Origin of the sequence: Pseudomonas sp. IzPS59 (assembly GCF_014863505.1) — a bacterium.
Taxonomy (GTDB): domain Bacteria; phylum Pseudomonadota; class Gammaproteobacteria; order Pseudomonadales; family Pseudomonadaceae; genus Aquipseudomonas; species Aquipseudomonas kribbensis.
In genome coordinates this window covers 4,328,398-4,352,772 of record NZ_CP062251.1, presented here as the reverse complement: position 1 = coordinate 4,352,772, position 24,375 = coordinate 4,328,398, and the positions used below count along the sequence as shown (strand labels likewise).

The following is a 24,375-nucleotide window of genomic DNA, read 5'->3' as shown; positions in this document are numbered from 1 at the left end:
GCGCTGTCGGGGGCTGTGGTCCTGTGACTATCAGGCCGGTTTGTTGAACCGCTGTTGCCTGGGAAACAGTTGCCGGAGCAACAGTGCCGAACGCGATGAGGGATTTATAAAGGCTGACTGTTATTCCGTAAAAGACTGTTAATTGATATTGATAGATCTTTTATGAATATTTAAAACTGATCTGTCGGAAACCTGATAGCCACTATTGAGAGCGTTGATTTCTGCCGGAGTGTGCCCGGGCGTAGCCTTTCTCCATCGACCAACACCGCCACGCCAGGACGCTCCCATGAATCGTTTACTGACTGTTTCCCTGATGCTCGCTGTCTCCGTTCTCGCTGGTTGCGCCAGCCATGTGTCTCCGGAACTTCGCCCTTACACGGCGGAAGAAACCCGCGAACTGGCCCTCGAAAGCCTGAACCGTCGCGGCTTGTCCTTCGAGGAATACCAGGTGAAAAAAGCCGAATTGCTCGGCCAGCCACAGAAGCCTTTCGGGTTTGATAACAAGGGTGAGATGAGCGCCGAGCGGACCGTACAGCTGCATGGTCGTCCTAGCTGATCCGCAACTGTACTGCTTGAAGTTTTACCCAACTGTCCGTGGGTTTGCGCAGCGCCGTGGGATAGGGTCAACACCTGAATGACCCTGACGGATTGCCTGCCATGACCCTCTCGCTCGACCTGCTGCTGGGCTTTGCCCTGTTTGCCCTTGTCACCTCGATCACACCGGGGCCGAACAACACCATGTTGCTGGCATCGGGCGTGAATTTCGGCTTTAACCGCACCATCCCCCATATGCTCGGCATTACCTGCGGCTTCTTCGTGCTGGTGGTGGCGGTGGGTTTTGGTCTGGGCGCGGTGTTCCAGACTTATCCTCTTCTTTATACGGTTCTGCGCTACGTAGGCGCGGCCTACTTGCTGTACCTGGCGTGGAAAATCGCCCATTCCGGCCCGGTCGGCGAAAGCGAATCCGGCGAGGCGAAACCGATCAGCTACCTCGGCGCAGCGGCCTTCCAGTGGGTCAATCCCAAGGCGTGGATCATGGCCATTGGCGCCATCAGCACCTACACGCCAATGCAGGGTTATTTCACCAACGTGATCGTGATCGCTGCTGTGTTCGCCATCATCAACCTGCCGAGCGTCGGCGTCTGGGCGGCGTGCGGGACTTTGCTGCGCAATGTGCTCAAGGATCGTCGCTGGTTGCGGGTGTTCAACTGGGGCATGGCGGCGCTGCTGGTGATTTCGCTGTATCCGTTACTCCTTGAAAGCTTTAGCTGACGCAGTGCTACAACCGCCGGCCCGATGCCTGTTAAAGTCGCGTTCAGGAGCGTTCCTACGCACTTTTAAATGAAGTTGTTCTTCTTTAACGGCATCCGATCAGGTATTGATGACGCTCTCGAACCCGGACGCAGCTCACAAGGCTGCGTCGTGCCGTTTGTAGACACGAGCTTCCTGATCCCGGAACACGCTCTGCGAGTCTTTTTATGAACACACGTCCGCTGTATTTCGATTACGCCGCCACCACTCCGGTGGACGAGCGAGTCATCCAGGTGATGATCGAGTGTCTGGGTTTCAACGGTAACTTCGGCAACCCGGCCTCCAGTTCCCACGCCTTCGGCCAGCAGGCCCGGCAAACGGTCGAGAACGCTCGCCGGCAAGTCGCCGAACTGGTCGGCGCCCAGGCGCAACAGATCGTCTGGACCTCCGGCGCCACCGAATCCAACAACCTCGCCCTCAAAGGCGTCGCCCAGGCACGCGGCGTGTCCGGCGGCCACATCATCACCAGTCAGATCGAACACAAGGCCATCCTCGATACCGCCCGGCAATTGCAGGACGCCGGTGTCGCTGTCACTTATCTAGTGCCGGACGCCGAGGGCCTGATCACCCCGCAAGCGGTCAGCGAAGCGATGCGCGATGACACCTTTCTGGTGTCGCTGATGCTGGTCAACAACGAACTCGGCACCGTCAACGACATCCCGGCCATCGGCGAAGTGGTGCGTGGACGCGGGGCCTTGTTCCACGTCGACGCGGCGCAAGGCGCCGGCAAGGTCGCGATCGATCTGGCGCAATGGCCGGTGGATCTCATGTCGTTTTCGGCACACAAACTCTACGGCCCCAAAGGCATCGGTGCGCTGTACGTCGGCCCGCGTGCGCAACAGCGTTTGCAGGCGCAGATTCACGGTGGTGGCCACGAGGGCGGATTGCGTTCCGGCACGCTGGCGACGCATCAGATCGCCGCGATGGGCTCGGCGTTTGCCTTGGCCGCCGAAGCTTTCGATGACGAGAAGAAAACCATCGTCGCGTTGCGCGAGCGTTTGCTCGAACAACTGTTGAGCCTGCCCGGCGTACGCCTCAACGGCAGCGCCAGTCAGCGTATCCCGCACACCCTGAGCCTGACCTTCAGCGAAGGCGAGTTCAACCCGGCGGCGCTGAGCCATTCGATCGCGTTTTCTGCGACTTCGGCCTGCAACTCCGCCAGCAACACACCGTCCCACGTTTTGCTGGCATTGGGGCACGATGCCCATCTGGCCGGCCGCACCATTCGCCTGAGCCTCGGTCGTTTCACCACCGCCGAGGACATCGACAAAGCTGTAGATCTGATCAAGACCGCCTGCGCCAGTGCTCCGGCATTCTGGGCGACAGGGCTTTAACGAGCCGGCTTCGAACGGCACCGAACAATAACGATGAAGTGATTGGCAGGAGACACGATGAGTACCCAGACTTTGACCGAAGGAACGGTTCCCCAGCGCCTGGCGCACACCCGCGAACTGATGCGTCGCGAAGGCATTCACGCACTGCTGGTGCCGTCCGCCGACCCGCACCTGTCGGAGTACCTGCCGGGTTACTGGCAGGGGCGGCAATGGTTGTCGGGTTTCCATGGTTCGGTCGGCACGTTGATTGTCACCACCGATTTCGCCGGGGTCTGGGCTGACAGTCGTTACTGGGAACAGGCGACCAAGGAGCTCAAGGGCAGCGGCATCGAACTGGTGAAACTGCAACCGGGTCAACCGAGCCCGCTGGACTGGCTGGCCGAGCAGACACCGGAAGGTGGCGTGGTCGCCGTCGACGGCGCGGTAATGGCCGTGGCCTCGGCGCGGACCCTGGGCAGCAAGCTTGAAGCGCGGGGCGCCAGCCTGCGTACCGACCTCGACCTGTTGAACGAAGTCTGGAGCGACCGTCCGGGCCTGCCGAACGCGCCGATCTATCAACACTTGCCGCCGCAGGCGACCGTCAGCCGTGGCGAGAAACTCGCCCAGCTGCGTGAATCCCTGCAGGAACGCGGCGCGGACTGGCACTTCATCGCCACCCTCGACGATATCGCCTGGCTGTTCAACCTGCGCGGCGGCGATGTGTCGTTCAACCCGGTTTTTGTTTCCTTCGCCCTGATCGGTCAGCAACAGGCCACGCTGTTTGTGGCGTTGAGCAAGGTCGACGCTGATCTGCGCGCCGTGCTGGAAAAGGACGGTGTGACTTTGCGCGACTACAGCGAAGTTGCCGAGGCCCTGGCTGCGATCCCGAACGGCGCGAGCCTGCTGGTGGATCCGGCGCGGGTGACCAGCGGCCTGCTGGGCAACCTCGACAGCGGCGTGAAACTGGTCGAAGGCCTGAATCCGACCACATTGGCCAAATCACAAAAAAGCCCGGCGGATGCCGAGCACATTCGTCAGGCGATGGAGCAGGACGGCGCGGCGCTGTGCGAGTTCTTCACCTGGCTGGAATCGGCCTGGGGCCGCGAGCGCATTACCGAGCTGACCATCGACGAGAAACTCACGGCGGCCCGTGAGCGTCGCCCGGATTATGTATCGCTGAGTTTCAACACCATTGCTGCGTACAACGCCAACGGCGCGATGCCGCATTACCACGCCACCCCGGAAGAGCACGCGGTGATCGAGGGTGACGGCTTGCTGCTGATCGATTCCGGCGGCCAATACCTGGGCGGTACCACCGACATCACGCGCATGGTGGCGGTCGGCACGCCCAGCGAAGAACAGAAACGTGACTGCACCCGCGTGTTGAAGGGCGTGATCGCGCTGTCCCGCGCGCACTTCCCGAAAGGCATTCTGTCGCCGCTGCTGGATGCGATTGCCCGTGCGCCGATCTGGGCCGAGAACGTGGATTACGGCCATGGCACCGGTCACGGCGTAGGTTATTTCCTCAACGTGCACGAAGGTCCGCAGGTGATCGCCTATCAGGCTGCGCCGGCGCCGCAAACCGCCATGCAACCGGGGATGATCACCTCCATCGAACCGGGCACTTACCGTCCGGGCCGCTGGGGTGTGCGGATCGAGAACCTGGCAATGAACGTAGTTGCCGGAAGCAGCGAGTTCGGCGAATTCCTCAAGTTCGAAACCCTGACCCTTTGCCCGATCGACACCCGTTGTCTGGAACCGTCCTTGCTCACGCAGGAAGAGAAGCAATGGTTCAACGCCTATCACGCCGAGGTGCGCGAGCGTTTGAGCCCATTGCTCAGCGGTGAGGCACTGGCGTGGTTGAACACGCGTACTGCCGCTATTTGATGGGTTGAAGCTCGGGCGCTGCTGCCAGCGCCCGGGTCATGTACTCGACAAACGCGTTGACCCTGGCGGACTGGCGACGGTTCGCCGGGGACACGGCGTGTATCGGCAGTGATCGGGTCTGGTAGTCCTGCAACAGGGCGATCACTCGACCGGCCTTCAAGTCCTCGCTGAACAGCCAGACCGGTGACAGCGCAATCCCCAATCCCCCCAGTACCATTTCGCGGATCGCTTCGGAGTTGTTGCTCTGGGCGTTGCCTTTGATGCGCACCTCGTGGCGCTGGCCGTCCTTCTCGTAAGTCCACAGGTTTTGCGATTCGAGCAGGTTGAATTGCAGGCAGTTGTGCTGCGCCAGATCCTGCGGCGATTGCGGATGTTCATGGCGTTGCAGATAGACAGGTGCTGCAACGGTGACGCGGTGGGTGGTGCCGATTCGTCGGGCGATCATGCTGCTGTCATTCAACTCGCCGATGCGCAGGCTGACATCCAGGCCTTCGCTGACCAGATCCAGATTCTGGTCGTTCAGGTGCAGGTCGATCTGAATCTGTGGGTATAGCTTGAGAAAATCGGGCAGTCTTGGAGCGATCTGCAGGCGGCCGAAGCTGACCGATGAGCCGATGCGTAACGCCCCGGCGACTGTTTCGCGGCCGGACTGGAAACTGTGTTCGGCAGCATCCACCGCTGCAAGAATATTCCGGCATTCGTTGTAGTACCGCTGACCTTCATCGGTCAGCGACAGCTTGCGCGTACTGCGGGCAATCAGCTTGCCGCCCAGTTGGGTTTCAAGGGCGCGCAGAACTTTGCTGATGGTGGGTTGGGTGGTTTGCAGCTCCCGGGCCACGGCGGAAAAACTACCGCGCTCGACCACCCGGACGAAGATTGCCATTGCGTTGAGCTTGTCCACGGAGCGCCTCATTCATGCCGGTTTGGCATGATCACTATAGTCTTTTGGCTTCTTATCGGCATGAGTCGGTTGGGAGAACATGGCTTCACTTTCTCCCACAGGAATGACCGAAATGACTGACTCACTGCACATGAATGCCCTGATAGTGGACACCGCCAATGGGCCGCTACGCTTGGTTTCACTTGAACGCCCCGTGGCGGGTGCCGGGCAGGTATTGGTGCGGATCAAAGCCAGTGGTGTGAATCCGCTGGATCTGAAAATTCGTACCGGGCAGGCCGCCCATGCCCGACAGCCGTTGCCGGCAGTGCTGGGACTGGATCTGGCGGGTGTGATCGAAGTTGTGGGTGAGGGCGTGCAGGCCTGGGCGCCGGGCGATGAGGTTTATGCGTTGGCGACCGGCATTGGCGGCGTGCAGGGTTCGCTGGCCGAATTTGCGGTGGTCGATGCGCGGCTTCTTGCGCGTAAACCGGTAAATCTGAGCATGCGCGAGGCCGCTGGTTTGCCGCTGGTGTTGATTACTGCCTGGGAAGGACTGGTTGATCGGGCACGAGTGGGTGCCGGGCAAAAGGTGCTGATTCACGGTGGGGCGGGTGGCGTCGGGCATGTGGCGGTGCAAATTGCCCACGCATTCGGTGCCGAGGTTTTTGCGACGGGGTCCGCAGGGCAGCGCGGGATTATTGAAGGTTATGGCGCAACGTTCATTGATTACCGAGAGATGTCGGTTGACGACTATGTCCGCGAGTACACGGCGGGGGAGGGGTTCGATATCGTTTATGACACGGTCGGCGGTGAAACGCTGGATGCGTCCTTCAAGGCTGCGCGCATCTACCACGGGCATGTCCTGAGTTGCCTGGGCTGGGGGCAGCATAGTCTGGCGCCGCTGTCATTCCGGGGGGCGACCTACTCTGGTGTGTTTACCTTGTTGCCGCTGCTGACTGGAAAGGGTGGCGAGCATCATGGCGAGATCCTGCGCCAGGCTGCCTTGTTGATTGAAGCCGGAGAAGTGAAGCCGCTGCTCGATGCGCGTCGGTTCACGCTTGAATCAGCCGGCGAGGCCCATGAGCTGCTTTCGTCAAAAGCAGCCCGGGGACGTCTGGTGGTAGAGATCTAGCGCAAGGCTTCTTCGACGAAGTCGAGCCGGTCCTGACCGAAGAACAACTGGTTGTCGATGAACATGCTCGGCGCACCGAAGACGCCACGCTTCACGGCTGTCTCGGTGTTGTCCTTGAGGGCAGTCTTGACCGCTTCATCATTGGTCAGTGCCAGTACCTGCTCAGGATTGAAGCCGTGTTCGGTCAGCACCGCTGCAACCGTTGCCGGTTCATCGAGGCTGCGACCCTCAACCCACAACGCTTTGAACAGGCAGTCGATGAACGCCTGGAAGCGCTCCGGGTGGCGCAATTGAATGCCGGTCACCGCCCGCATCAGCATCAGGGTATTGATCGGAAAGTGCGGGTTGAATTTCAGGGGGACGCCGTAGCGCTTGGCGTAGCGGTCCAGGTCCTGAAACATGTAGCGGCCCTTGGCCGGGATCATCGCCGGTGACGCATTGCCGGTGGCTTTGAACACGCCGCCCAGCAACATCGGAATATAAATCAGCTGGCTGCCGGTCTTGGCGCAGATTCCTGGCAGCTGGGTGTATGCCAGATAGGTGGCGGGGCTGCCGAGGTCGAAGTAGAACTCCACGGTTTTGCTCATGATCGCTGCACTCATTGTTGTTATTGGGAGGGGTTACCAGCGTTCGTTCCAAGGGCGCAGATCCAGTTCGAAAGTCCAGGCGTCCCTTGGCTGGCTGTGCAAGTACCAATAGTTCTCGGCGATGTGCTCTGGGTTGAGAATACCGTCCTGATCCTTGGTGGCGTACTTGTCGGGGAAATTGCTGCGGATGAAATCGGTGTCGATGGCGCCGTCGACCACGATGTGGGCAACGTGAATGTTCATCGGGCCGAGTTCCCGGGCCATGCTCTGCGCCAGTGCGCGGATGCCATGCTTGGCGCCGGCGAATGCGGCAAAACCGGAGGCGCCACGTAGTCCGGCAGTAGCACCGGTGAACAGAATGGTACCGCGCCCGCGGGTGACCATGCGCTTGGCGACTTCCCGGGCATTGAGAAACCCTGAGAAGCAGGCCATTTCCCAGATCTTGAAGTACTTGCGTGCGGTTTCTTCGAGAATGCTGCAAGGCACGTTGGCGCCGATGTTGAAAACGAACGCTTCGATCGGCCCGAGACGGGTTTCGATATCTTCGATCAGCGCAATAACGTCCTCTTCCTTGCGCGCATCGCAGGCAAAACCATGGGCTTCGCCGCCGTCTGCCTGGATGGCTTCCACCAATGGCTGCAATTTGTCGGCACTGCGACGTGTGACGCAAGCGATGAAACCTTCCTTGGCGAACCGCTTGGCAATGGCACTGCCCGTGGCGTCACCTGCACCGACAACCAATACGACCTTCTTGTTATTCATGGGTGGATCCCTTTAGTAAACGATCGTTAAGTGAACGAACGTTATGCTAGGATTTGCCCAGCGTCAAGGCAGTCCATTGCGAGGGCAAATACATGCGGTACTCCGCCGGTCACAAGCTTGAAACCAAAGAAAAGCTACTGCAAAGCAGCTCGCTGTCTGCAAAAAAAGCCGGGTTTTCAACCATGGGCGTCGACGGACTGATGAAGGCGATCGGCCTCAGTGGCGCAGCTTTCTACAGCCATTTCTCATCCAAGGATGCGTTGTTCGCGGCTATCGTCGAGCGCGAGTTGTGCCAGAGCCTGGATCGGCTGGGGGGGCGGGGTGAACAGGATCGCGAACGGTTGGAACGGTGCCTGAAGCTGTATTTGAGCATGGCTCATGTCGAGCAACCTGAGCTGGGTTGCGCGTTACCGGCACTGGGCGCCGAGATTGCGCGCTCGGATGTCGTCGTGCGGGAACAGGCGGAACTGTGGATTTGTCGACTTCAGGAAAGTTGGGCGCAGATTCTGGAGAGCGACAGCCTGGCCTGGGCGATTCTGTCGCAATGTGTCGGGGCATTGGTGGTGGCGCGGATGTTGGCATCCCCGCAGATTCAGCAGCGAGTGCTGGAGTCCAGTCACGAAGAAATTGGCCGCCAGCTCGCCGTTCAGCGAGCGCAATAGCGGCGGTGATTTATTTGCAGATGACGATCATGCTTCGGCTGGTATAGCCGGCGGGGTTGAGGCCGAAGGGATAATCACCCGGCTCCTCCACCGCATCCCCGGATTTTGCGATGACTTTGTAACCCTTCGGCGCGCAGGAGTTGGCGGCACTGGTGTAGCACTTGTCCCAGGAGGAGGAAAGCCCTGAACAGTTGATGTGCAGCCCTTTTTTGCCGTGCTTTACCTGAGCCTTGGAGGTCGCCGCGCATCCCGAAATGGCAAGTACGGCGATCAGTATCAAAATTCGTTTCATTACCGTCCTTATGGCGGCCTCGAGTCTGGCGCTCGGGTCTGCCTGCATTCGCTCTCGCTTGACGCGTTCCGATGTCCCTATCCGAAAAAGTCCATATCTGGCGCTGAGTTGCGAAGCTAAACATGGCCTAAATGAGCGGCAAATGCCAGACCTTCGTTACAACCGCTTTCAATCCGCCGCAATCACGGGCTTGGCGTGGCTGCCCATGGTCATCGTTGCGCCGACGGAAGCCAGAATAATGCACAGGATGGCCATCCATTGTGACAAGGAGAGATATTCCTGCAGGAACAGAAGCCCCGATAGCGCACCAAATGCAGGTTCGATACTCATCAGCGTACCGAAAGTACGAGCGGGCATACGGGTGAGGGCGACCATTTCCAGGGTGTAGGGCAGGGCGGTGGAAAGTATTGCGACACCAATGGCTATCGGGATCAATGACGGCGTCAGCAATGCGGCGCCGGCGTGGACGATGCCGATGGGGGCGACGAACAGTGCCGCGATCATCACGCCCAGTGCCGCCGTCGTCACGCCGTTATCAGCGCCGGCCTTCTGACCGAAGAGAATGTAAAGTGCCCAGCAAACACCAGCGCCCAGCGCATAGGCCACACCGGTAAGGTCGAGACCCGCTGTCGCTGCACCTGTTGGTATCAATAGCAGCAATCCGACGGCGGCAAGGGCAATCCAGAGGAAGTCGATTGCACGACGGGACGCGTAGATGGCGACGGCCAGCGGCCCGGTGAACTCCAGCGCAACCGCAATGCCGAGCGGGACGGTACGCAAGGACATATAGAAGAGGAAGTTCATGCCGCCCAGCGCCATCCCGTACACGATCACGGTTCGTAGCGATCTGGCCGTCAGCTTTGCCCTCCAGGGTCTCAGCAATAGCAGCATGATCACACTAGCGAACATCAGGCGTAGCGTCGTTGTGCCTTGGGCGCCCACGATGGGGAACATGCTTTTGGCCAGAGACGCGCCTGACTGGATCGATGCCATGGCGATCAATATCAGGCCAACCGGAAACAGGATGGATACAAGACTGCGGGGTTGGTCGTTCATTGCGCGGCATCGTCCGATAGTAAAGGCAGTAGAGGGCACTAAATGAGTGATGGGCAATATACTGCGCATTCGCTGGTGTTGCGTCTATATATAAGCGGGCTTTTTGATTCGACTGATAGAAAAATCAAATTAGGGGTTGACGGCAGATTCTGGAGGCCTATAATTCGCCCCACTTCCGGCGCAGTCGAAACGGAAAACTCCTTGAGATTCAATGAGTTACGCAGTTTTCGACAGCGACTTGCTTCAGATCATCGAAGCCTGGAAGGAGTTGAAAGAGTGGTGATGTTTGGCTCTTTTGACGGTTCGGTCTTCTCGATCGAAAGCGGAGAAAAAGAGGTGTTGACAGCAGCGTGTAACGCTGTAGAATTCGCCTCCCGCTAACGAGAGATCGGAAGCGCAAGTGGTTGAAGTTGTTGAAGAAATCTTCGAAAACTTCTGAAAATAATCACTTGACAGTAAATGAGGCTGCTGTAGAATGCGCGCCTCGGTTGAGACGAAAGATCTTAACCAACCGCTCTTTAACAACTGAATCAAGCAATTCGTGTGGGTGCTTGTGGAGTCAGACTGATAGTCAACAAGATTATCAGCATCACAAGTTACTCCGCGAGAAATCAAAGATGTAACCAACGATTGCTGAGCCAAGTTTAGGGTTTCTTAAAAACCCAAAGATGTTTGAACTGAAGAGTTTGATCATGGCTCAGATTGAACGCTGGCGGCAGGCCTAACACATGCAAGTCGAGCGGATGAAGGGAGCTTGCTCCTGGATTCAGCGGCGGACGGGTGAGTAATGCCTAGGAATCTGCCTGGTAGTGGGGGACAACGTTTCGAAAGGAACGCTAATACCGCATACGTCCTACGGGAGAAAGCAGGGGACCTTCGGGCCTTGCGCTATCAGATGAGCCTAGGTCGGATTAGCTAGTTGGTGAGGTAATGGCTCACCAAGGCGACGATCCGTAACTGGTCTGAGAGGATGATCAGTCACACTGGAACTGAGACACGGTCCAGACTCCTACGGGAGGCAGCAGTGGGGAATATTGGACAATGGGCGAAAGCCTGATCCAGCCATGCCGCGTGTGTGAAGAAGGTCTTCGGATTGTAAAGCACTTTAAGTTGGGAGGAAGGGTTGTAGATTAATACTCTGCAATTTTGACGTTACCGACAGAATAAGCACCGGCTAACTCTGTGCCAGCAGCCGCGGTAATACAGAGGGTGCAAGCGTTAATCGGAATTACTGGGCGTAAAGCGCGCGTAGGTGGTTCGTTAAGTTGGATGTGAAATCCCCGGGCTCAACCTGGGAACTGCATCCAAAACTGGCGAGCTAGAGTATGGTAGAGGGTGGTGGAATTTCCTGTGTAGCGGTGAAATGCGTAGATATAGGAAGGAACACCAGTGGCGAAGGCGACCACCTGGACTGATACTGACACTGAGGTGCGAAAGCGTGGGGAGCAAACAGGATTAGATACCCTGGTAGTCCACGCCGTAAACGATGTCAACTAGCCGTTGGGAGCCTTGAGCTCTTAGTGGCGCAGCTAACGCATTAAGTTGACCGCCTGGGGAGTACGGCCGCAAGGTTAAAACTCAAATGAATTGACGGGGGCCCGCACAAGCGGTGGAGCATGTGGTTTAATTCGAAGCAACGCGAAGAACCTTACCAGGCCTTGACATCCAATGAACTTTCCAGAGATGGATTGGTGCCTTCGGGAACATTGAGACAGGTGCTGCATGGCTGTCGTCAGCTCGTGTCGTGAGATGTTGGGTTAAGTCCCGTAACGAGCGCAACCCTTGTCCTTAGTTACCAGCACGTTATGGTGGGCACTCTAAGGAGACTGCCGGTGACAAACCGGAGGAAGGTGGGGATGACGTCAAGTCATCATGGCCCTTACGGCCTGGGCTACACACGTGCTACAATGGTCGGTACAAAGGGTTGCCAAGCCGCGAGGTGGAGCTAATCCCATAAAACCGATCGTAGTCCGGATCGCAGTCTGCAACTCGACTGCGTGAAGTCGGAATCGCTAGTAATCGCGAATCAGAATGTCGCGGTGAATACGTTCCCGGGCCTTGTACACACCGCCCGTCACACCATGGGAGTGGGTTGCACCAGAAGTAGCTAGTCTAACCTTCGGGAGGACGGTTACCACGGTGTGATTCATGACTGGGGTGAAGTCGTAACAAGGTAGCCGTAGGGGAACCTGCGGCTGGATCACCTCCTTAATCGACGACATCAGCTGCTCCATAAGTTCCCACACGAATTGCTTGATTCATTGAAGAAGACGAAAGAAGCAGCCCGAAATTGGGTCTGTAGCTCAGTTGGTTAGAGCGCACCCCTGATAAGGGTGAGGTCGGCAGTTCGAATCTGCCCAGACCCACCAATTTTGTGTGGGAAACGCCTGTAGAAATACGGGGCCATAGCTCAGCTGGGAGAGCGCCTGCCTTGCACGCAGGAGGTCAGCGGTTCGATCCCGCTTGGCTCCACCACTACTGCTTCTGAAGTAAGAGCTTAGAAATGAGCATTCCATCGTGCTGATGGTGAATGTTGATTTCTAGTCTTTGACTAGTTCGTTCTTTAAAAATTTGGGTATGTGATAGAAAGATAGACTGAACGTTACTTTCACTGGTAACGGATCAGGCTAAGGTAAAATTTGTGAGTTCTCTTAGTTGAGAAATTCGAATTTTCGGCGAATGTCGTCTTCACAGTATAACCAGATTGCTTGGGGTTATATGGTCAAGTGAAGAAGCGCATACGGTGGATGCCTTGGCAGTCAGAGGCGATGAAAGACGTGGTAGCCTGCGAAAAGCTTCGGGGAGTCGGCAAACAGACTTTGATCCGGAGATGTCTGAATGGGGGAACCCAGCCATCACAAGATGGTTATCTTGCACTGAATACATAGGTGCAAGAGGCGAACCAGGGGAACTGAAACATCTAAGTACCCTGAGGAAAAGAAATCAACCGAGATTCCCTTAGTAGTGGCGAGCGAACGGGGACTAGCCCTTAAGTGGCTTTGAGATTAGCGGAACGCTCTGGAAAGTGCGGCCATAGTGGGTGATAGCCCTGTACGCGAAAATCTCTTGGTCATGAAATCGAGTAGGACGGAGCACGAGAAACTTTGTCTGAATATGGGGGGACCATCCTCCAAGGCTAAATACTACTGACTGACCGATAGTGAACTAGTACCGTGAGGGAAAGGCGAAAAGAACCCCGGAGAGGGGAGTGAAATAGATCCTGAAACCGTATGCGTACAAGCAGTGGGAGCAGACTTTGTTCTGTGACTGCGTACCTTTTGTATAATGGGTCAGCGACTTATTTTCAGTGGCGAGCTTAACCGAATAGGGGAGGCGTAGCGAAAGCGAGTCTTAATAGGGCGTCTAGTCGCTGGGAATAGACCCGAAACCGGGCGATCTATCCATGGGCAGGTTGAAGGTTAGGTAACACTGACTGGAGGACCGAACCGACTACCGTTGAAAAGTTAGCGGATGACCTGTGGATCGGAGTGAAAGGCTAATCAAGCTCGGAGATAGCTGGTTCTCCTCGAAAGCTATTTAGGTAGCGCCTCATGTATCACTGTAGGGGGTAGAGCACTGTTTCGGCTAGGGGGTCATCCCGACTTACCAAACCGATGCAAACTCCGAATACCTACAAGTGCCGAGCATGGGAGACACACGGCGGGTGCTAACGTCCGTCGTGAAAAGGGAAACAACCCAGACCGTCAGCTAAGGTCCCAAAGTTATGGTTAAGTGGGAAACGATGTGGGAAGGCTTAGACAGCTAGGAGGTTGGCTTAGAAGCAGCCACCCTTTAAAGAAAGCGTAATAGCTCACTAGTCGAGTCGGCCTGCGCGGAAGATGTAACGGGGCTCAAACCATACACCGAAGCTACGGGTATCACGTAAGTGATGCGGTAGAGGAGCGTTCTGTAAGCCTGTGAAGGTGAGTTGAGAAGCTTGCTGGAGGTATCAGAAGTGCGAATGCTGACATGAGTAACGACAATGGGTGTGAAAAACACCCACGCCGAAAGACCAAGGTTTCCTGCGCAACGTTAATCGACGCAGGGTTAGTCGGTCCCTAAGGCGAGGCTGAAAAGCGTAGTCGATGGAAAACAGGTTAATATTCCTGTACTTCTGGTTATTGCGATGGAGGGACGGAGAAGGCTAGGCCAGCTTGGCGTTGGTTGTCCAAGTTTAAGGTGGTAGGCTGAGATCTTAGGTAAATCCGGGATCTTAAGGCCGAGAGCTGATGACGAGTTGCCTTTAGGCGACGAAGTGGTTGATGCCATGCTTCCAAGAAAAGCTTCTAAGCTTCAGATAACCAGGAACCGTACCCCAAACCGACACAGGTGGTTGGGTAGAGAATACCAAGGCGCTTGAGAGAACTCGGGTGAAGGAACTAGGCAAAATGGCACCGTAACTTCGGGAGAAGGTGCGCCGGTGAGGGTGAAGGACTTGCTCCGTAAGCCCATGCCGGTCGAAGATACCAGGCCGCTGCGACTGTTTATTAAAAACACAGCACTCTGCAAACACGAAAGTGGACGTATAGGGTGTGACGCCTGCCCGGTGCCGGAAGGTTAATTGATGGGGTTAGCTAACGCGAAGCTCTTGATCGAAGCCCCGGTAAACGGCGGCCGTAACTATAACGGTCCTAAGGTAGCGAAATTCCTTGTCGGGTAAGTTCCGACCTGCACGAATGGCGTAACGATGGCGGCGCTGTCTCCACCCGAGACTCAGTGAAATTGAAATCGCTGTGAAGATGCAGTGTATCCGCGGCTAGACGGAAAGACCCCGTGAACCTTTACTATAGCTTTGCACTGGACTTTGAATTTGCTTGTGTAGGATAGGTGGGAGGCTTTGAAGCGTGGACGCCAGTTCGCGTGGAGCCATCCTTGAAATACCACCCTGGCAACTTTGAGGTTCTAACTCAGGTCCGTTATCCGGATCGAGGACAGTGTATGGTGGGTAGTTTGACTGGGGCGGTCTCCTCCTAAAGAGTAACGGAGGAGTACGAAGGTGCGCTCAGACCGGTCGGAAATCGGTCGTAGAGTATAAAGGCAAAAGCGCGCTTGACTGCGAGACAGACACGTCGAGCAGGTACGAAAGTAGGTCTTAGTGATCCGGTGGTTCTGTATGGAAGGGCCATCGCTCAACGGATAAAAGGTACTCCGGGGATAACAGGCTGATACCGCCCAAGAGTTCATATCGACGGCGGTGTTTGGCACCTCGATGTCGGCTCATCACATCCTGGGGCTGAAGCCGGTCCCAAGGGTATGGCTGTTCGCCATTTAAAGTGGTACGCGAGCTGGGTTTAGAACGTCGTGAGACAGTTCGGTCCCTATCTGCCGTGGACGTTTGAGATTTGAGAGGGGCTGCTCCTAGTACGAGAGGACCGGAGTGGACGAACCTCTGGTGTTCCGGTTGTCACGCCAGTGGCATTGCCGGGTAGCTATGTTCGGAAAAGATAACCGCTGAAAGCATCTAAGCGGGAAACTTGCCTCAAGATGAGATCTCACTGGAACCTTGAGTTCCCTGAAGGGCCGTCGAAGACTACGACGTTGATAGGTTGGGTGTGTAAGCGCTGTGAGGCGTTGAGCTAACCAATACTAATTGCCCGTGAGGCTTGACCATATAACACCCAAGCAATTTGAGTCGAAAGGCCAGATTGCGGTGTGTGAAGACGCAATGAACCGAAAGTTCGACGCTCACAAAACACCGAAACCTATCCATACCCAATTTGCTGAAGCGAGGCCAACCGGTCACGAGTCAGTACCCGAATTTCTTGACGACCATAGAGCGTTGGAACCACCTGATCCCATCCCGAACTCAGAAGTGAAACGATGCATCGCCGATGGTAGTGTGGGGTTTCCCCATGTGAGAGTAGGTCATCGTCAAGATTAAATTCCGAAACCCCAATTGCGAAAGCAGTTGGGGTTTTGTTTTGTCCGCGAGAAAATGCTGGAAGAGTTGGCCAGGCGTCGTGATCGCAACCACTGGGGAAATCCTTCTGAAATGACCGCCCGGTTTTTGGTATGGTGCAGCTCGTTTTTAACGGACTGATGTCTCGCCCACGGATCGGCGCTCATTTTTGTCAAAGAGTTGCTGCAGAAATGCCTGAACCAATCCCCATCAAGGATCACGAAAAAGAGACGCGCCTGGTCAACAAACGGCTGGTTGCCTGTGCCTTGTTCGTCTTCGCGATAAGCTGTGCGCTGGTAGTGCGCCTGTACATCCTGCAAGTGGTCGAGTTCGACTACCACTCGACCATCTCCGAAAACAACCGTGTCCATGTCCTGCCAATCCCGCCAACACGCGGGCTGATCTACGACCGCAACGGCGTGCTGCTGGCCGACAACCGTCCCAGTTACAACCTGATCATCACCCGCGAACGTGCCACTGATGTCAATCAGGAGCTGGACGAAGTCATCAGTCTCCTGCACCTGCCCGCGGAAGATCGTACGGTCTTCGACAAGGCCATGAAACAGTCGCGTCACCCGTTTACACCGGTGACCCTGTTCTATGAATTGACCGAAGAACAGATTGCCGTGCTGGCAGTCAACGAGTTCCGCTTGCCGGGGCTCGATGTCGAACCGCAGTTCGTTCGTCACTACCCGCTCGGCGCGCACTTCGCCCACTCGATCGGCTATGTCGGTCGCATCAACGAAAAAGAATCCAAGACCCTCGACTCCGTCGAGTACCGCGGCACGCAATCCATCGGCAAGACGGGCGTAGAGCGTTTCTACGAAGCACAACTGCACGGCCATGTCGGTTACGAGGAAGTGGAAACCAACGCTCAGGGCCGCGTACTGCGTGTCCTCAAGCACACCGACCCAGTGCCCGGCAAAAACATCGTCCTGAGTCTCGACGTCAAGCTTCAGGAAGCCGCCGAAGCCGCCCTGGGCGACCGTCGTGGCTCGGTCGTTGCACTGGACCCTTCGACTGGCGAAGTGCTGGCCATGGTCAGCAACCCCAGCTTCGACCCGAATCTGTTCGTGACCGGTATCAGCTCCAAGGAATACTCGGCGCTGCGTGACTCCATCGATCGACCGCTGTTCAACCGCGTACTGCGTGGTCTGTACGCACCCGGTTCGACGATCAAGCCCGAGGTGGCAATTGCCGGGCTCGACGCCGGCGTGGTCACGCCTCAGACCCGCGTCTTCGACCCTGGCTACTACCAACTGCCGGACTTCGATCACAAGTACCGTAACTGGAACCACAGCGGCGACGGCTGGGTGGACATGGACGCGGCGATCATGCGCTCCAACGACACCTACTTCTACGACCTGGCGCACAAGCTGGGTATCGATCGCCTGCACGATTACATGGCGATGTTCGGCCTCGGCGAGAAAGTCTCCCTGGACATGTTCGAAGAGTCTCCCGGCCTGATGCCTTCCCAGGCCTGGAAGCGCGCCACCCGACGGCAAGCCTGGTTCCCCGGTGAGACAGTTATTCTCGGCATCGGCCAGGGCTACATGCAGGTCACGCCGCTGCAACTGGCTCAGGCCACTGCGTTGATCGCCAACAAGGGTGTCTGGAACCGTCCGCACCTGGCCAAGACCGTCGACGGTGTGCCGCCTGTGGACGAACACCCGATGCCGAACATCCTGCTCAAGGATCCGCGTGACTGGGATCAGGTCAACCACGGCATGCAGATGGTAATGCACGACGCTCGAGGTATCGCCCGCGCCGCTGCCGCCGGTGCGCAATACCGCATCGCTGGCAAGAGTGGTACGGCGCAGGTGGTGGCGATCAAGCAGGGTGAGCGCTACAACCGCGAGAAAACCCTCGAGCGCCATCGTGACAACGCCTTGTTCGTCGGGTTTGCCCCGGCCGAACATCCGAAGATCGCCATCTCGGTGATGATCGAAAACGGCGAGGCCGGTGGCCGAGTCGCAGGTCCCGTGGTGCGGCAGATCATGGACGCCTGGCTACTCGACCAGGACGGTCACCTCAAGCCGCAATACGCGGCGCCGACCAAGGCGCCGGGCGATCCTCACGTGTAAACCTCATCAGCTTCACAGCACAGGCTCACGCAGGCTGAGCATGTGCTGGAAGCTGTCGAGGAACACCGTTTCCGCCTGAGTCATCTTCTGTTCGCGATTCCACAGCAGCTGGATATCGAAATCCACCACCCCGTCCTCTGGCGGTAATCGCCACAGCAAGCCCTGTTCGACATCCCGGCGGACCAGGTGAGTCGGCAGACAGCCAATGCCGAATCCTGCACAGATCAAACGGTAAATTTCTTCGAAACTCGTAGAAGAGGCGACAATCTTGCCGGTAAAGCCCTGCTGGTCACGAAACAGCGTCAACGGCGAAAGATTACCGCCAAGCTGATCGCTGGTGAAGCTGACAAAGTTCTCCGCCGCCAATTGCTCCAGCGTCAGATTCTGCTGCCCGAACAGTCGATGCCGCTGCCCGCAAAAGTACGCATAGCGCTCACGAAACAGCACCCGTTGCTCTAGCCTTGGCTGAGGCAGGCGACACAGTCCGACACCGACCGTCGCGGTCTTCTGCAGCAGTGAACTGATGATGTTCGAGCTGCCCATCACTTCGACTTCCAGCTCGATTTTCGGGTGAGTTTCGTGGAAATCCGCAAGAAACTCATCGTAATGCCGCGCTTGTACACCGCTGACGGTGAGGATGCGGATCTTGCCGACAACATCGTCATGGCGGTTCTCGACGACGGTGCCCAAACGGGAAATGTCGCCGTAGATATCCGCCGCAATCCGCAGAACTTCCTCCCCGGTTTCCGTCAGATCAAAGCGCCGTCCGCTGCGCGCAATCAACACACAATCCAGTTGTTCCTCGAGACGTTTCAACGCCTGGCTGACCGCCGACTGAGTGATGTGCAATCGCGCGGCGGCGCGACTCATGCTGCCTTCCTGACCGATCACCAGATACGTGCGCAGCAGGTTCCAGTCGAGCCGGTCGTTGAGAAAACGTCGGCCGACCCAAGGATTCAAGGAAGAACTCATGCAGTAGCCACGCTAATAGTAAAGATAAGTTTTTGAAAATTGACTAATCCTTTCACGGAAGCGATAAAGCCCACAAGCGCCACAGAGCGCGACCGTCAGCCGCCTCGACACCTGCCCAAAACTATAAATACACAGGGTTCTTGCATGCACACCACCGCTCAGCCGCGTCGCGCCGCAGCCGCTGCCTTCATTGGCACGACCATCGAATTCTACGATTTCTACATTTACGCCACCGCCGCCGCACTGGTGCTCGGGCAAGTGTTCTTTCCCAGCAGCGATCCGGTGACCAGCACACTCGCCGCGTTCGGCAGTTTCGCCGTTGGTTTCATCGCCCGGCCCATGGCCGGTATGGTGTTCGGCCATCTGGGCGACCGCCTCGGTCGCAAGAAAATGCTGCTGGTGACCATGGCACTGATGGGCCTGGCCACCGCCGGCATTGGTCTGCTGCCGAGTTACGCCAGCGTCGGTATCTGGGCGCCCATCGGTCTGATAATCCTGCGCCTGATTCAGGGCATCTCTGTCGGTGGCGAGTGGGGCGGGGCGGTGTTGATGGCCAGCGAGCACGCACCAGCCAAACGCAAGACCTTCTATGCCTCGTTCGCCCAGCTCGGCAGTCCGGCGGGTTTGCTGCTGGCATTGATCGCGTTCCGTCTGGTCACGTCGCTGTCACCGGAAGACTTCCTCGCCTGGGGCTGGCGTCTGCCGTTTCTCGCCAGCGGTGTGCTGATGATGGTCGGCTTGATGATCCGCTCCGGTGTGCATGAATCGCCGGAGTTCGCCAAGGCCAGGGACAATAACGAAACCGCGAAATACCCGGTGAAGGATGTTATTCGTCAGTGCTGGCGACAGATCCTGTTCGCCGCTGCCGCCGTGACCATCGGCTCGGCCGGATTCTTTTTCACCAACACCTTCATGATCACCTACGTCACCCAATATCAGGGCATCCCGCGAGCGACCATTCTCGACTGCCTGTTCCTGGTAACGATCATCCAATTGCTTTCGCAACCGTTGTCGGCGCTGCTCGCCGGGCGCATCGGCGAAGGGCGATTCCTGATGTTGGTAGCGTTGCTGTGCATGGTCACGCCGTACCCGATGTTCCTGCTGGTCGGCACTCAAAACATTCTGTTGATGACCCTCGGCATCGCCGTTGCAGTGGTAATCCTCTCGGCGCTTTATGCGGTGATTGCCGGGTATATGACCCAGGCGTTCCCGGTGCATCTGCGCTATTCGGGCATTTCCATCGCTTACCAATTGAGCTGCGCGGTCGCCGGCGGCACCACGCCGCTGATCGGCACGCTGCTGGCCAGCAAGTTTTCCGGGCAATGGCTGCCGTTGGCGGTGTTCTTCACGCTGCTGTCCGCTCTTTCCCTGATCGGTGTCTGTGGCCTCGCGCGTCTGCGGGCCAACCCGGTCGTCCTTCACACAAGCAAAGAGGTGTATTCGTGAGTAAGCCCGCCCACATTGACCCGATCGAATGGCAAGCCCGTTGCGAGCTCGCCGCGCTGTACCGCTTGATCGCGTACTTTCGCATGACCGACCTGATCGACACCCACATCACCCTGCGGATTCCGGGGCCTGAGCATCATTTCCTGATCAACCGCTACGGCGTGATCTTCGATCGCATGCGCGCCTCCGATCTGGTGCGCATCGATCAGGACGGGCGCATCGTCGACCCTGAATATGCAGGTCATCGGGTCAATGCCGCCGGCTTCGTGATTCACTCGGCGATCCACATGGCGCGGCCGGATCTGAACTGCGTGATCCACACCCACACCGCTGCGGGCATGGCCGTCGCCGCGCAGAAACAGGGCCTGCTGCCGATCAGTCAGCACGCGCTGAAGTTCTACGGAAAACTCGCTTACCACACCTACGAAGGCATCGCTCTGTCGCTGGATGAACGCGAGCGTTTGATCGCCGATCTCGGCCCGCATCGCGCGATGATCCTGCGCAATCACGGCTTGCTGGTCGGCGGTTCCGGCGTGGCCCAGGCATTCCAGGAAATCCACTTTCTGGAGCGTGCCTGTCAGGCTCAAGTGCAGGCGTTGGCCGGTGGTTGTGAGTTGCATTTCCCGTCGCCGGAAGTCTGCGCCCACACCGCCGAACAGTTCGACCGCGATGAACAGGACAACATCATCGACCTGGCCTGGGAGGCCGCACTGACCCTGATCGAATCCCAGCGCGAGTCCTATCTGTCATGAACACCGTTGCACTGATGTCCCGTGACACGCTGTTGCTCAAACAATTGCAGGAAGCCTTCGCCCGCCGTGCGCCGCAGCTCTCGGCGGTGCTGGCCGATGATCCCCGGGCGGTGAATGCGCAGATCGCAGCGTGCTGGTTTCCGCTGCCGGACAGCCTCGCCGCGCTGCCCAATCTGCAAGTGATTCACTCGGTCGCCGCCGGCATCGATCATCTGGAACACGATCCGTCGTGCCCGGACCTGCCGGTGTGCCGGGTGGTCGATCCCGGCCATCGCCAAGGGATGACCGAGTACGTGCGCTGGGCGGTGATTCACTTTCATCGCGGCTTCGATCAAGTCCTTGAGCAACAGCGCCAGCAGCATTGGGAGCGACCGCTGCAACGCCCGGCCCATGAGTTCCGGATCGGTGTGATGGGCCTCGGTTCACTCGGCAGCGCAATCGCCCAAGACCTGGCAACCGCCGGTTACGACGTACGTGGCTGGGCGCGCAGCAGCAAGGATCTGCCGGGTGTGCAGACCTTCGCCGGCACTGATGCCTTCAATCCATTTCTCGACGGTTTGGAATTGCTGATCAATCTGTTGCCGCTGACTCACGAGACACGCGGCATCCTCAATCGCCAGACCTTCGAACGATTGGCCAACGGCGCGGCACTGGTCAACGTCGGGCGCGGCGGGCATCTGAATATCGAGGATCTGCAACAGGCGCTGGCCCGTGGAAAACTGCGCGGGGCGCTGCTTGATGTCTTCGAACAGGAACCGCTGTCCGCCGATCATACACTGTGGAAAACCCCGGGCGTGACCATCACACCGCACATGGCTTCGGCGGCGTCTCATGACTGCATCGCCGAGCAGATCGCCGAGAACTTCCGCCGTATGAATGCCGGTGAGCCTTTGCTCAACAGCGCGGATCGACTGCTCGGTTACTGATCCGCCAGACAGGCCTGCAAGCGCTCGATGAACAGCGTCTCGGCGCGGCTCATGCGCTGATCGCGGTTCCACAGCAGATGAATGTCGACATCGGCAATTCCTTCGTGGGGCGGCAGGCGCCAGAGCAATCCGGCCTCGACGTCCGCCGCCACCACGTGCTCCGGCAGACAACCGATTCCGAACCCGGCGATCACCAGTCGCCGCACTTCCTCCAGGCTCGGCGATGACGCAACGATGCGTCCGCTGAAGCCCTGTTGATCGCGAAAGATCGTCAACGGCGAGAGCATCCCGCCAATCTGGTCGCTGGTGAAACTGACGAAATTCTCCCGCTGCAAATCGCCTTCGCCGATGTCTTGTCGGCCGAACAGAGCATGGTGTTTGCCACAGAAAAACGCATAACGCTGACGCAGGAACAGACGCTGTTCCAGACGCGGTTGCGGGCGGCGATTGAGGCTCAGTCCGAGGGTCGCGGTTTTCTCCTGAAGGGCGCTGACGATGTCCGAACTGCGCATCACATCGACCTCCAGATCCACCCGTGGATACTGCCGGTGAAAGTCAGCGAGAAAGTCATCGAAACGCTCGGAAAAGATCCGGCTGATGATCAGCAGCCGCACCTTGCCGATCACTTCGTCGGCCGGTTGCTCCAGCAGGCTGCTGACCTGGGACATCTGCCCGTAGATCTCGCCGGCCAGTTCGAAGATCTGCTCGCCGACTTCGGTGAGGGCAAAGCGCGGACCGCGTCGGGCAATCAGTTGGCGACCCAATTGCTCCTCCAGACGCTTGAGCGCCTGGCTCACCGCCGGTTGCGTCAGGTGCAAACGCGCGGCGGCGCGGCTGATGCTCAGCTCCTGGCCGATCACCCGGAAGGTGCGCAACAGGTTCCAGTCGAGGCGGTCGTTGAGCAGGCGCTGGACGTCGCGTTCGGCCATGGGATTTCTCGATTATAAGGTTGGGTAATAGTCGGAATAATAAATAGAAAATTGACTAATCATAGCCCCGGGACGATAAATCTCCCCCAGACAGGCGCCGTCAGAGCGCCTCGGATTTGCCGTTTCCCTCCTGCCAGAAAAACAATCAAAGGAGCCCGACCCCATGAAGCCCCACGCTTCGAACCAGCCGCGCCGTGCGGCGGCCGCAGCCTTCATCGGCACCATGATCGAGTGGTACGACTTTTACATCTACGCCACCGCCGCCGCGCTGGTGTTCGGCGCGCTATTCTTTCCTTCCGACGATCCGCTGTTCAGCACCATGGCCGCGTTCGGCACCTTTGCCGTGGGCTTCTTTGCCCGGCCGTTGGGCGGAATCATTTTCGGCCATATCGGCGACCGTATCGGTCGCAAAAAATCCCTGATCATCACGCTGCTGATGATGGGCGTAGTCACAGTGTGCATCGGTCTGTTACCGACCTATGCGCAGATCGGTGCGGCGGCACCCGTGCTGCTGATTCTGCTGCGCATCGTCCAGGGCATCGCCGTCGGCGGCGAGTGGGGCGGGGCGGTGTTGATGGCCGGCGAGCATGCGCCGAAGGGCCGGCGCAATTTCTTCGCTTCGTTCGCGCAACTGGGCAGCCCGGCGGGTTTGATCCTGTCGCTGCTGGCCTTCAGCGCTGTGACCCGTTTGCCGGAAGAAGACCTGATGAGTTGGGGCTGGCGTCTGCCATTCCTCGCCAGTGCGCTGTTGCTGCTGGTGGGGTTGGCGATTCGTCTGGGCGTGAATGAGTCGCCGGAATTCCTCGCCAGCCGTGAGCAGGCCACCAAGCAAATCAAGAAAGAACAGGCGCCGGTGATGGAAGTGCTGCGCACCGCGTGGCGTCCGCTGCTGCTGTGCATCGGCGCCAACACGCTGGGCATCGCCGGGGTGTATTTCACCAACACCTTCATGATCGCCTACACCACCCAGCAACTGGCGCTGCCGCGTTCGCTGATTCTCGAATGCCTGTTTTTCGTGGCGATCATTCAGTTCTGCGTCCAGCCGCTGGCCGCGTGGACGGCGGAGAAGATCGGCGCAACGCGTTTCCTGTGCCTGGTGTCGCTGCTGGCGATGGCCTCGCCATATCCGATGTTCGTGCTGGTCAGTTCGGCCCAGGCGCCGCTGATCATCCTCGGCATCGCCCTGGCGGTGGTGTGCATGGCGTCGTTCTATGCAGTGATCGCCGGTTACGTCAGCGGCATGTTCGAGACCCGCGTGCGCTACACCGCGATCTCCCTGGCCTATCAGATTTGCGGCGCGGTGGCGGGTGGACTGACGCCGCTGATCGGCACGATGCTGGCGCACAAATTTACCGGGCAATGGTGGCCGATGGCGGTGTTCTACAGCCTGATCGCCGGCATCTCGCTGGTTTGCGTACTGTCCCTCGCCCGTCGCCACGCCAGCGCCCATCGCGCGGAGATGGCCCGCGCCTAACCCGGAATATC

At 58.1% G+C, this 24,375-nt stretch carries 19 protein-coding genes, 2 tRNA genes and 3 rRNA genes; 17 read left to right on the top strand and 7 right to left on the bottom strand.

Annotated features, from left to right (window positions below; all coding sequences use genetic code 11):
* The first annotated feature begins 286 nt into the window (after nucleotides 1-286).
* The 4 genes from IF189_RS19450 to IF189_RS19435 all read left to right on the top strand — a co-directional run bounded on the left by IF189_RS19450 (nucleotide 287) and on the right by IF189_RS19435 (nucleotide 4,511).
* Nucleotides 287-556, top strand: coding sequence for a hypothetical protein (locus tag IF189_RS19450; protein ID WP_134827612.1), 270 nt, complete (start codon nucleotides 287-289; stop codon nucleotides 554-556).
* 101 nt (nucleotides 557-657) lie between these two features.
* Entirely contained in the window at nucleotides 658-1,272 is a 615-nt protein-coding gene (locus IF189_RS19445; RefSeq protein ID WP_085710685.1) for a LysE family translocator, read from the top strand.
* A gap of 206 nt (nucleotides 1,273-1,478) precedes the next feature.
* Entirely contained in the window at nucleotides 1,479-2,645 is a 1,167-nt protein-coding gene (locus tag IF189_RS19440) for an aminotransferase class V-fold PLP-dependent enzyme (RefSeq protein ID WP_134827611.1), read from the top strand.
* A gap of 57 nt (nucleotides 2,646-2,702) precedes the next feature.
* A complete protein-coding gene (locus IF189_RS19435) occupies nucleotides 2,703-4,511 on the top strand; it encodes an aminopeptidase P family protein (protein WP_192552110.1) in 1,809 nt (602 codons plus the stop codon).
* Here IF189_RS19435 and IF189_RS19430 read toward each other — a convergent pair.
* The gene (locus IF189_RS19430; protein WP_134827609.1) at nucleotides 4,504-5,412 is read right to left on the bottom strand and encodes a LysR family transcriptional regulator; all 909 of its coding nucleotides are present in this window, start codon (nucleotides 5,410-5,412) and stop codon (nucleotides 4,504-4,506) included. The two genes, IF189_RS19435 and IF189_RS19430, sit on opposite strands and share 8 nt — an antisense overlap.
* A 112-nt stretch (nucleotides 5,413-5,524) precedes the next feature.
* Here IF189_RS19430 and IF189_RS19425 point away from each other — a divergent pair, with 112 nt between their 5' ends.
* Nucleotides 5,525-6,523, top strand: a complete 999-nt coding sequence (locus tag IF189_RS19425) for a zinc-dependent alcohol dehydrogenase family protein (RefSeq protein ID WP_192552108.1) — start codon at nucleotides 5,525-5,527, stop codon at nucleotides 6,521-6,523.
* Here the strand turns inward: IF189_RS19425 and IF189_RS19420 are convergent.
* Both IF189_RS19420 and IF189_RS19415 read right to left on the bottom strand, forming a co-directional pair.
* Nucleotides 6,520-7,110 carry a 2-hydroxychromene-2-carboxylate isomerase gene (locus IF189_RS19420; RefSeq protein WP_134827607.1) on the bottom strand — a complete coding sequence of 197 codons (591 nt, stop codon included), beginning with the start codon at nucleotides 7,108-7,110 and terminating at the stop codon, nucleotides 6,520-6,522. The genes IF189_RS19425 and IF189_RS19420 overlap by 4 nt on opposite strands.
* Before the next feature lie 33 nt (nucleotides 7,111-7,143).
* Nucleotides 7,144-7,872, bottom strand: a complete 729-nt coding sequence (locus IF189_RS19415) for an SDR family oxidoreductase (protein ID WP_134827606.1) — start codon at nucleotides 7,870-7,872, stop codon at nucleotides 7,144-7,146.
* A 92-nt stretch (nucleotides 7,873-7,964) separates the two neighbouring features.
* On the opposite strand from IF189_RS19415, the gene IF189_RS19410 reads away from it, so the two are divergent.
* Nucleotides 7,965-8,534 (top strand): TetR/AcrR family transcriptional regulator, encoded by a 570-nt coding sequence (locus IF189_RS19410; RefSeq protein ID WP_134827605.1) that lies wholly within the window; start codon nucleotides 7,965-7,967, stop codon nucleotides 8,532-8,534.
* Between the two features lie 10 nt (nucleotides 8,535-8,544).
* Here the strand turns inward: IF189_RS19410 and IF189_RS19405 are convergent, their stop codons facing one another.
* Nucleotides 8,545-8,826, bottom strand: a complete 282-nt coding sequence (locus tag IF189_RS19405) for a hypothetical protein (protein WP_096821152.1) — start codon at nucleotides 8,824-8,826, stop codon at nucleotides 8,545-8,547.
* 168 nt (nucleotides 8,827-8,994) lie between these two features.
* Complete coding sequence (rhtA, locus tag IF189_RS19400) at nucleotides 8,995-9,882, bottom strand: threonine/homoserine exporter RhtA (RefSeq protein WP_085710677.1); 888 nt, start codon at nucleotides 9,880-9,882, stop codon at nucleotides 8,995-8,997.
* 42 nt (nucleotides 9,883-9,924) lie between these two features.
* Here rhtA and IF189_RS19395 point away from each other — a divergent pair, with 42 nt between their 5' ends.
* The 7 genes from IF189_RS19395 (at nucleotide 9,925) to mrdA (ending at nucleotide 17,865) form a co-directional block, all read left to right on the top strand.
* A complete protein-coding gene (locus tag IF189_RS19395) occupies nucleotides 9,925-10,263 on the top strand; it encodes a hypothetical protein (RefSeq protein WP_192552107.1) in 339 nt (112 codons plus the stop codon).
* Between the two features lie 293 nt (nucleotides 10,264-10,556).
* Nucleotides 10,557-12,093: ribosomal RNA gene (locus IF189_RS19390) — 16S ribosomal RNA — on the top strand.
* Nucleotides 12,094-12,174: 81 nt separating this feature from the next.
* Nucleotides 12,175-12,251 (top strand) — tRNA-Ile (locus IF189_RS19385).
* Between the two features lie 30 nt (nucleotides 12,252-12,281).
* Nucleotides 12,282-12,357 (top strand) — tRNA-Ala (locus IF189_RS19380).
* A gap of 245 nt (nucleotides 12,358-12,602) precedes the next feature.
* Nucleotides 12,603-15,493 (top strand): 23S ribosomal RNA (locus IF189_RS19375).
* Nucleotides 15,494-15,643: 150 nt separating this feature from the next.
* A 5S ribosomal RNA gene (rrf, locus tag IF189_RS19370) occupies nucleotides 15,644-15,759 on the top strand.
* Together the 16S, 23S and 5S rRNA genes with 2 tRNA genes alongside form the textbook arrangement of a ribosomal RNA operon.
* Nucleotides 15,760-15,972: 213 nt before the next feature.
* On the top strand, nucleotides 15,973-17,865 hold the full coding sequence (gene mrdA / locus IF189_RS19365) for a penicillin-binding protein 2 (protein ID WP_119427025.1): 1,893 nt from the start codon (nucleotides 15,973-15,975) through the stop codon (nucleotides 17,863-17,865).
* Between the two features lie 12 nt (nucleotides 17,866-17,877).
* On the opposite strand, the gene IF189_RS19360 is transcribed toward mrdA, so the two are convergent.
* Nucleotides 17,878-18,837 carry a LysR family transcriptional regulator gene (locus IF189_RS19360; RefSeq protein WP_134827599.1) on the bottom strand — a complete coding sequence of 320 codons (960 nt, stop codon included), beginning with the start codon at nucleotides 18,835-18,837 and terminating at the stop codon, nucleotides 17,878-17,880.
* Between the two features lie 144 nt (nucleotides 18,838-18,981).
* Here IF189_RS19360 and IF189_RS19355 point away from each other — a divergent pair, with 144 nt between their 5' ends.
* From IF189_RS19355 to IF189_RS19345, 3 genes are read left to right on the top strand one after another with little or no spacing between them, the layout of a single operon-like run.
* A complete protein-coding gene (locus IF189_RS19355) occupies nucleotides 18,982-20,283 on the top strand; it encodes an MFS transporter (RefSeq protein WP_134827598.1) in 1,302 nt (433 codons plus the stop codon).
* Nucleotides 20,280-21,035, top strand: coding sequence for a class II aldolase/adducin family protein (locus IF189_RS19350; protein WP_134827597.1), 756 nt, complete (start codon nucleotides 20,280-20,282; stop codon nucleotides 21,033-21,035). Before IF189_RS19355 ends, IF189_RS19350 begins: the two co-directional genes overlap by 4 nt.
* Nucleotides 21,032-21,961, top strand: a complete 930-nt coding sequence (locus IF189_RS19345; RefSeq protein ID WP_192552106.1) for a 2-hydroxyacid dehydrogenase — start codon at nucleotides 21,032-21,034, stop codon at nucleotides 21,959-21,961. The genes IF189_RS19350 and IF189_RS19345 overlap by 4 nt, the downstream gene beginning before the upstream one ends.
* Here IF189_RS19345 and IF189_RS19340 read toward each other — a convergent pair.
* Complete coding sequence (locus tag IF189_RS19340; RefSeq protein ID WP_007953119.1) at nucleotides 21,955-22,890, bottom strand: LysR family transcriptional regulator; 936 nt, start codon at nucleotides 22,888-22,890, stop codon at nucleotides 21,955-21,957. The genes IF189_RS19345 and IF189_RS19340 overlap by 7 nt on opposite strands.
* A 163-nt stretch (nucleotides 22,891-23,053) precedes the next feature.
* Here IF189_RS19340 and IF189_RS19335 point away from each other — a divergent pair, with 163 nt between their 5' ends.
* On the top strand, nucleotides 23,054-24,364 hold the full coding sequence (locus IF189_RS19335; protein WP_134827595.1) for an MFS transporter: 1,311 nt from the start codon (nucleotides 23,054-23,056) through the stop codon (nucleotides 24,362-24,364).
* The last annotated feature ends 11 nt before the right edge of the window (nucleotides 24,365-24,375 follow it).

Excerpts from the sequence above, each read along its gene's own strand:
- IF189_RS19450 (WP_134827612.1), top strand. The coding sequence starts at position 287 with ATGAATCGTTTACTGACTGTTTCCCTGATGCTCGCTGTCTCCGTTCTC.
- IF189_RS19445 (WP_085710685.1), top strand. The coding sequence starts at position 658 with ATGACCCTCTCGCTCGACCTGCTGCTGGGCTTTGCCCTGTTTGCCCTT.
- IF189_RS19440 (WP_134827611.1), top strand. The coding sequence starts at position 1,479 with ATGAACACACGTCCGCTGTATTTCGATTACGCCGCCACCACTCCGGTG.
- IF189_RS19435 (WP_192552110.1), top strand. The coding sequence starts at position 2,703 with ATGAGTACCCAGACTTTGACCGAAGGAACGGTTCCCCAGCGCCTGGCG.
- IF189_RS19425 (WP_192552108.1), top strand. The coding sequence starts at position 5,525 with ATGACTGACTCACTGCACATGAATGCCCTGATAGTGGACACCGCCAAT.
- IF189_RS19420 (WP_134827607.1), bottom strand. The coding sequence starts at position 7,110 with ATGAGCAAAACCGTGGAGTTCTACTTCGACCTCGGCAGCCCCGCCACC.
- IF189_RS19415 (WP_134827606.1), bottom strand. The coding sequence starts at position 7,872 with ATGAATAACAAGAAGGTCGTATTGGTTGTCGGTGCAGGTGACGCCACG.
- IF189_RS19410 (WP_134827605.1), top strand. The coding sequence starts at position 7,965 with ATGCGGTACTCCGCCGGTCACAAGCTTGAAACCAAAGAAAAGCTACTG.
- IF189_RS19405 (WP_096821152.1), bottom strand. The coding sequence starts at position 8,826 with ATGAAACGAATTTTGATACTGATCGCCGTACTTGCCATTTCGGGATGC.
- rhtA (WP_085710677.1), bottom strand. The coding sequence starts at position 9,882 with ATGAACGACCAACCCCGCAGTCTTGTATCCATCCTGTTTCCGGTTGGC.
- IF189_RS19395 (WP_192552107.1), top strand. The coding sequence starts at position 9,925 with ATGAGTGATGGGCAATATACTGCGCATTCGCTGGTGTTGCGTCTATAT.
- mrdA (WP_119427025.1), top strand. The coding sequence starts at position 15,973 with ATGCCTGAACCAATCCCCATCAAGGATCACGAAAAAGAGACGCGCCTG.
- IF189_RS19360 (WP_134827599.1), bottom strand. The coding sequence starts at position 18,837 with ATGAGTTCTTCCTTGAATCCTTGGGTCGGCCGACGTTTTCTCAACGAC.
- IF189_RS19355 (WP_134827598.1), top strand. The coding sequence starts at position 18,982 with ATGCACACCACCGCTCAGCCGCGTCGCGCCGCAGCCGCTGCCTTCATT.
- IF189_RS19345 (WP_192552106.1), top strand. The coding sequence starts at position 21,032 with ATGAACACCGTTGCACTGATGTCCCGTGACACGCTGTTGCTCAAACAA.
- IF189_RS19340 (WP_007953119.1), bottom strand. The coding sequence starts at position 22,890 with ATGGCCGAACGCGACGTCCAGCGCCTGCTCAACGACCGCCTCGACTGG.
- IF189_RS19335 (WP_134827595.1), top strand. The coding sequence starts at position 23,054 with ATGAAGCCCCACGCTTCGAACCAGCCGCGCCGTGCGGCGGCCGCAGCC.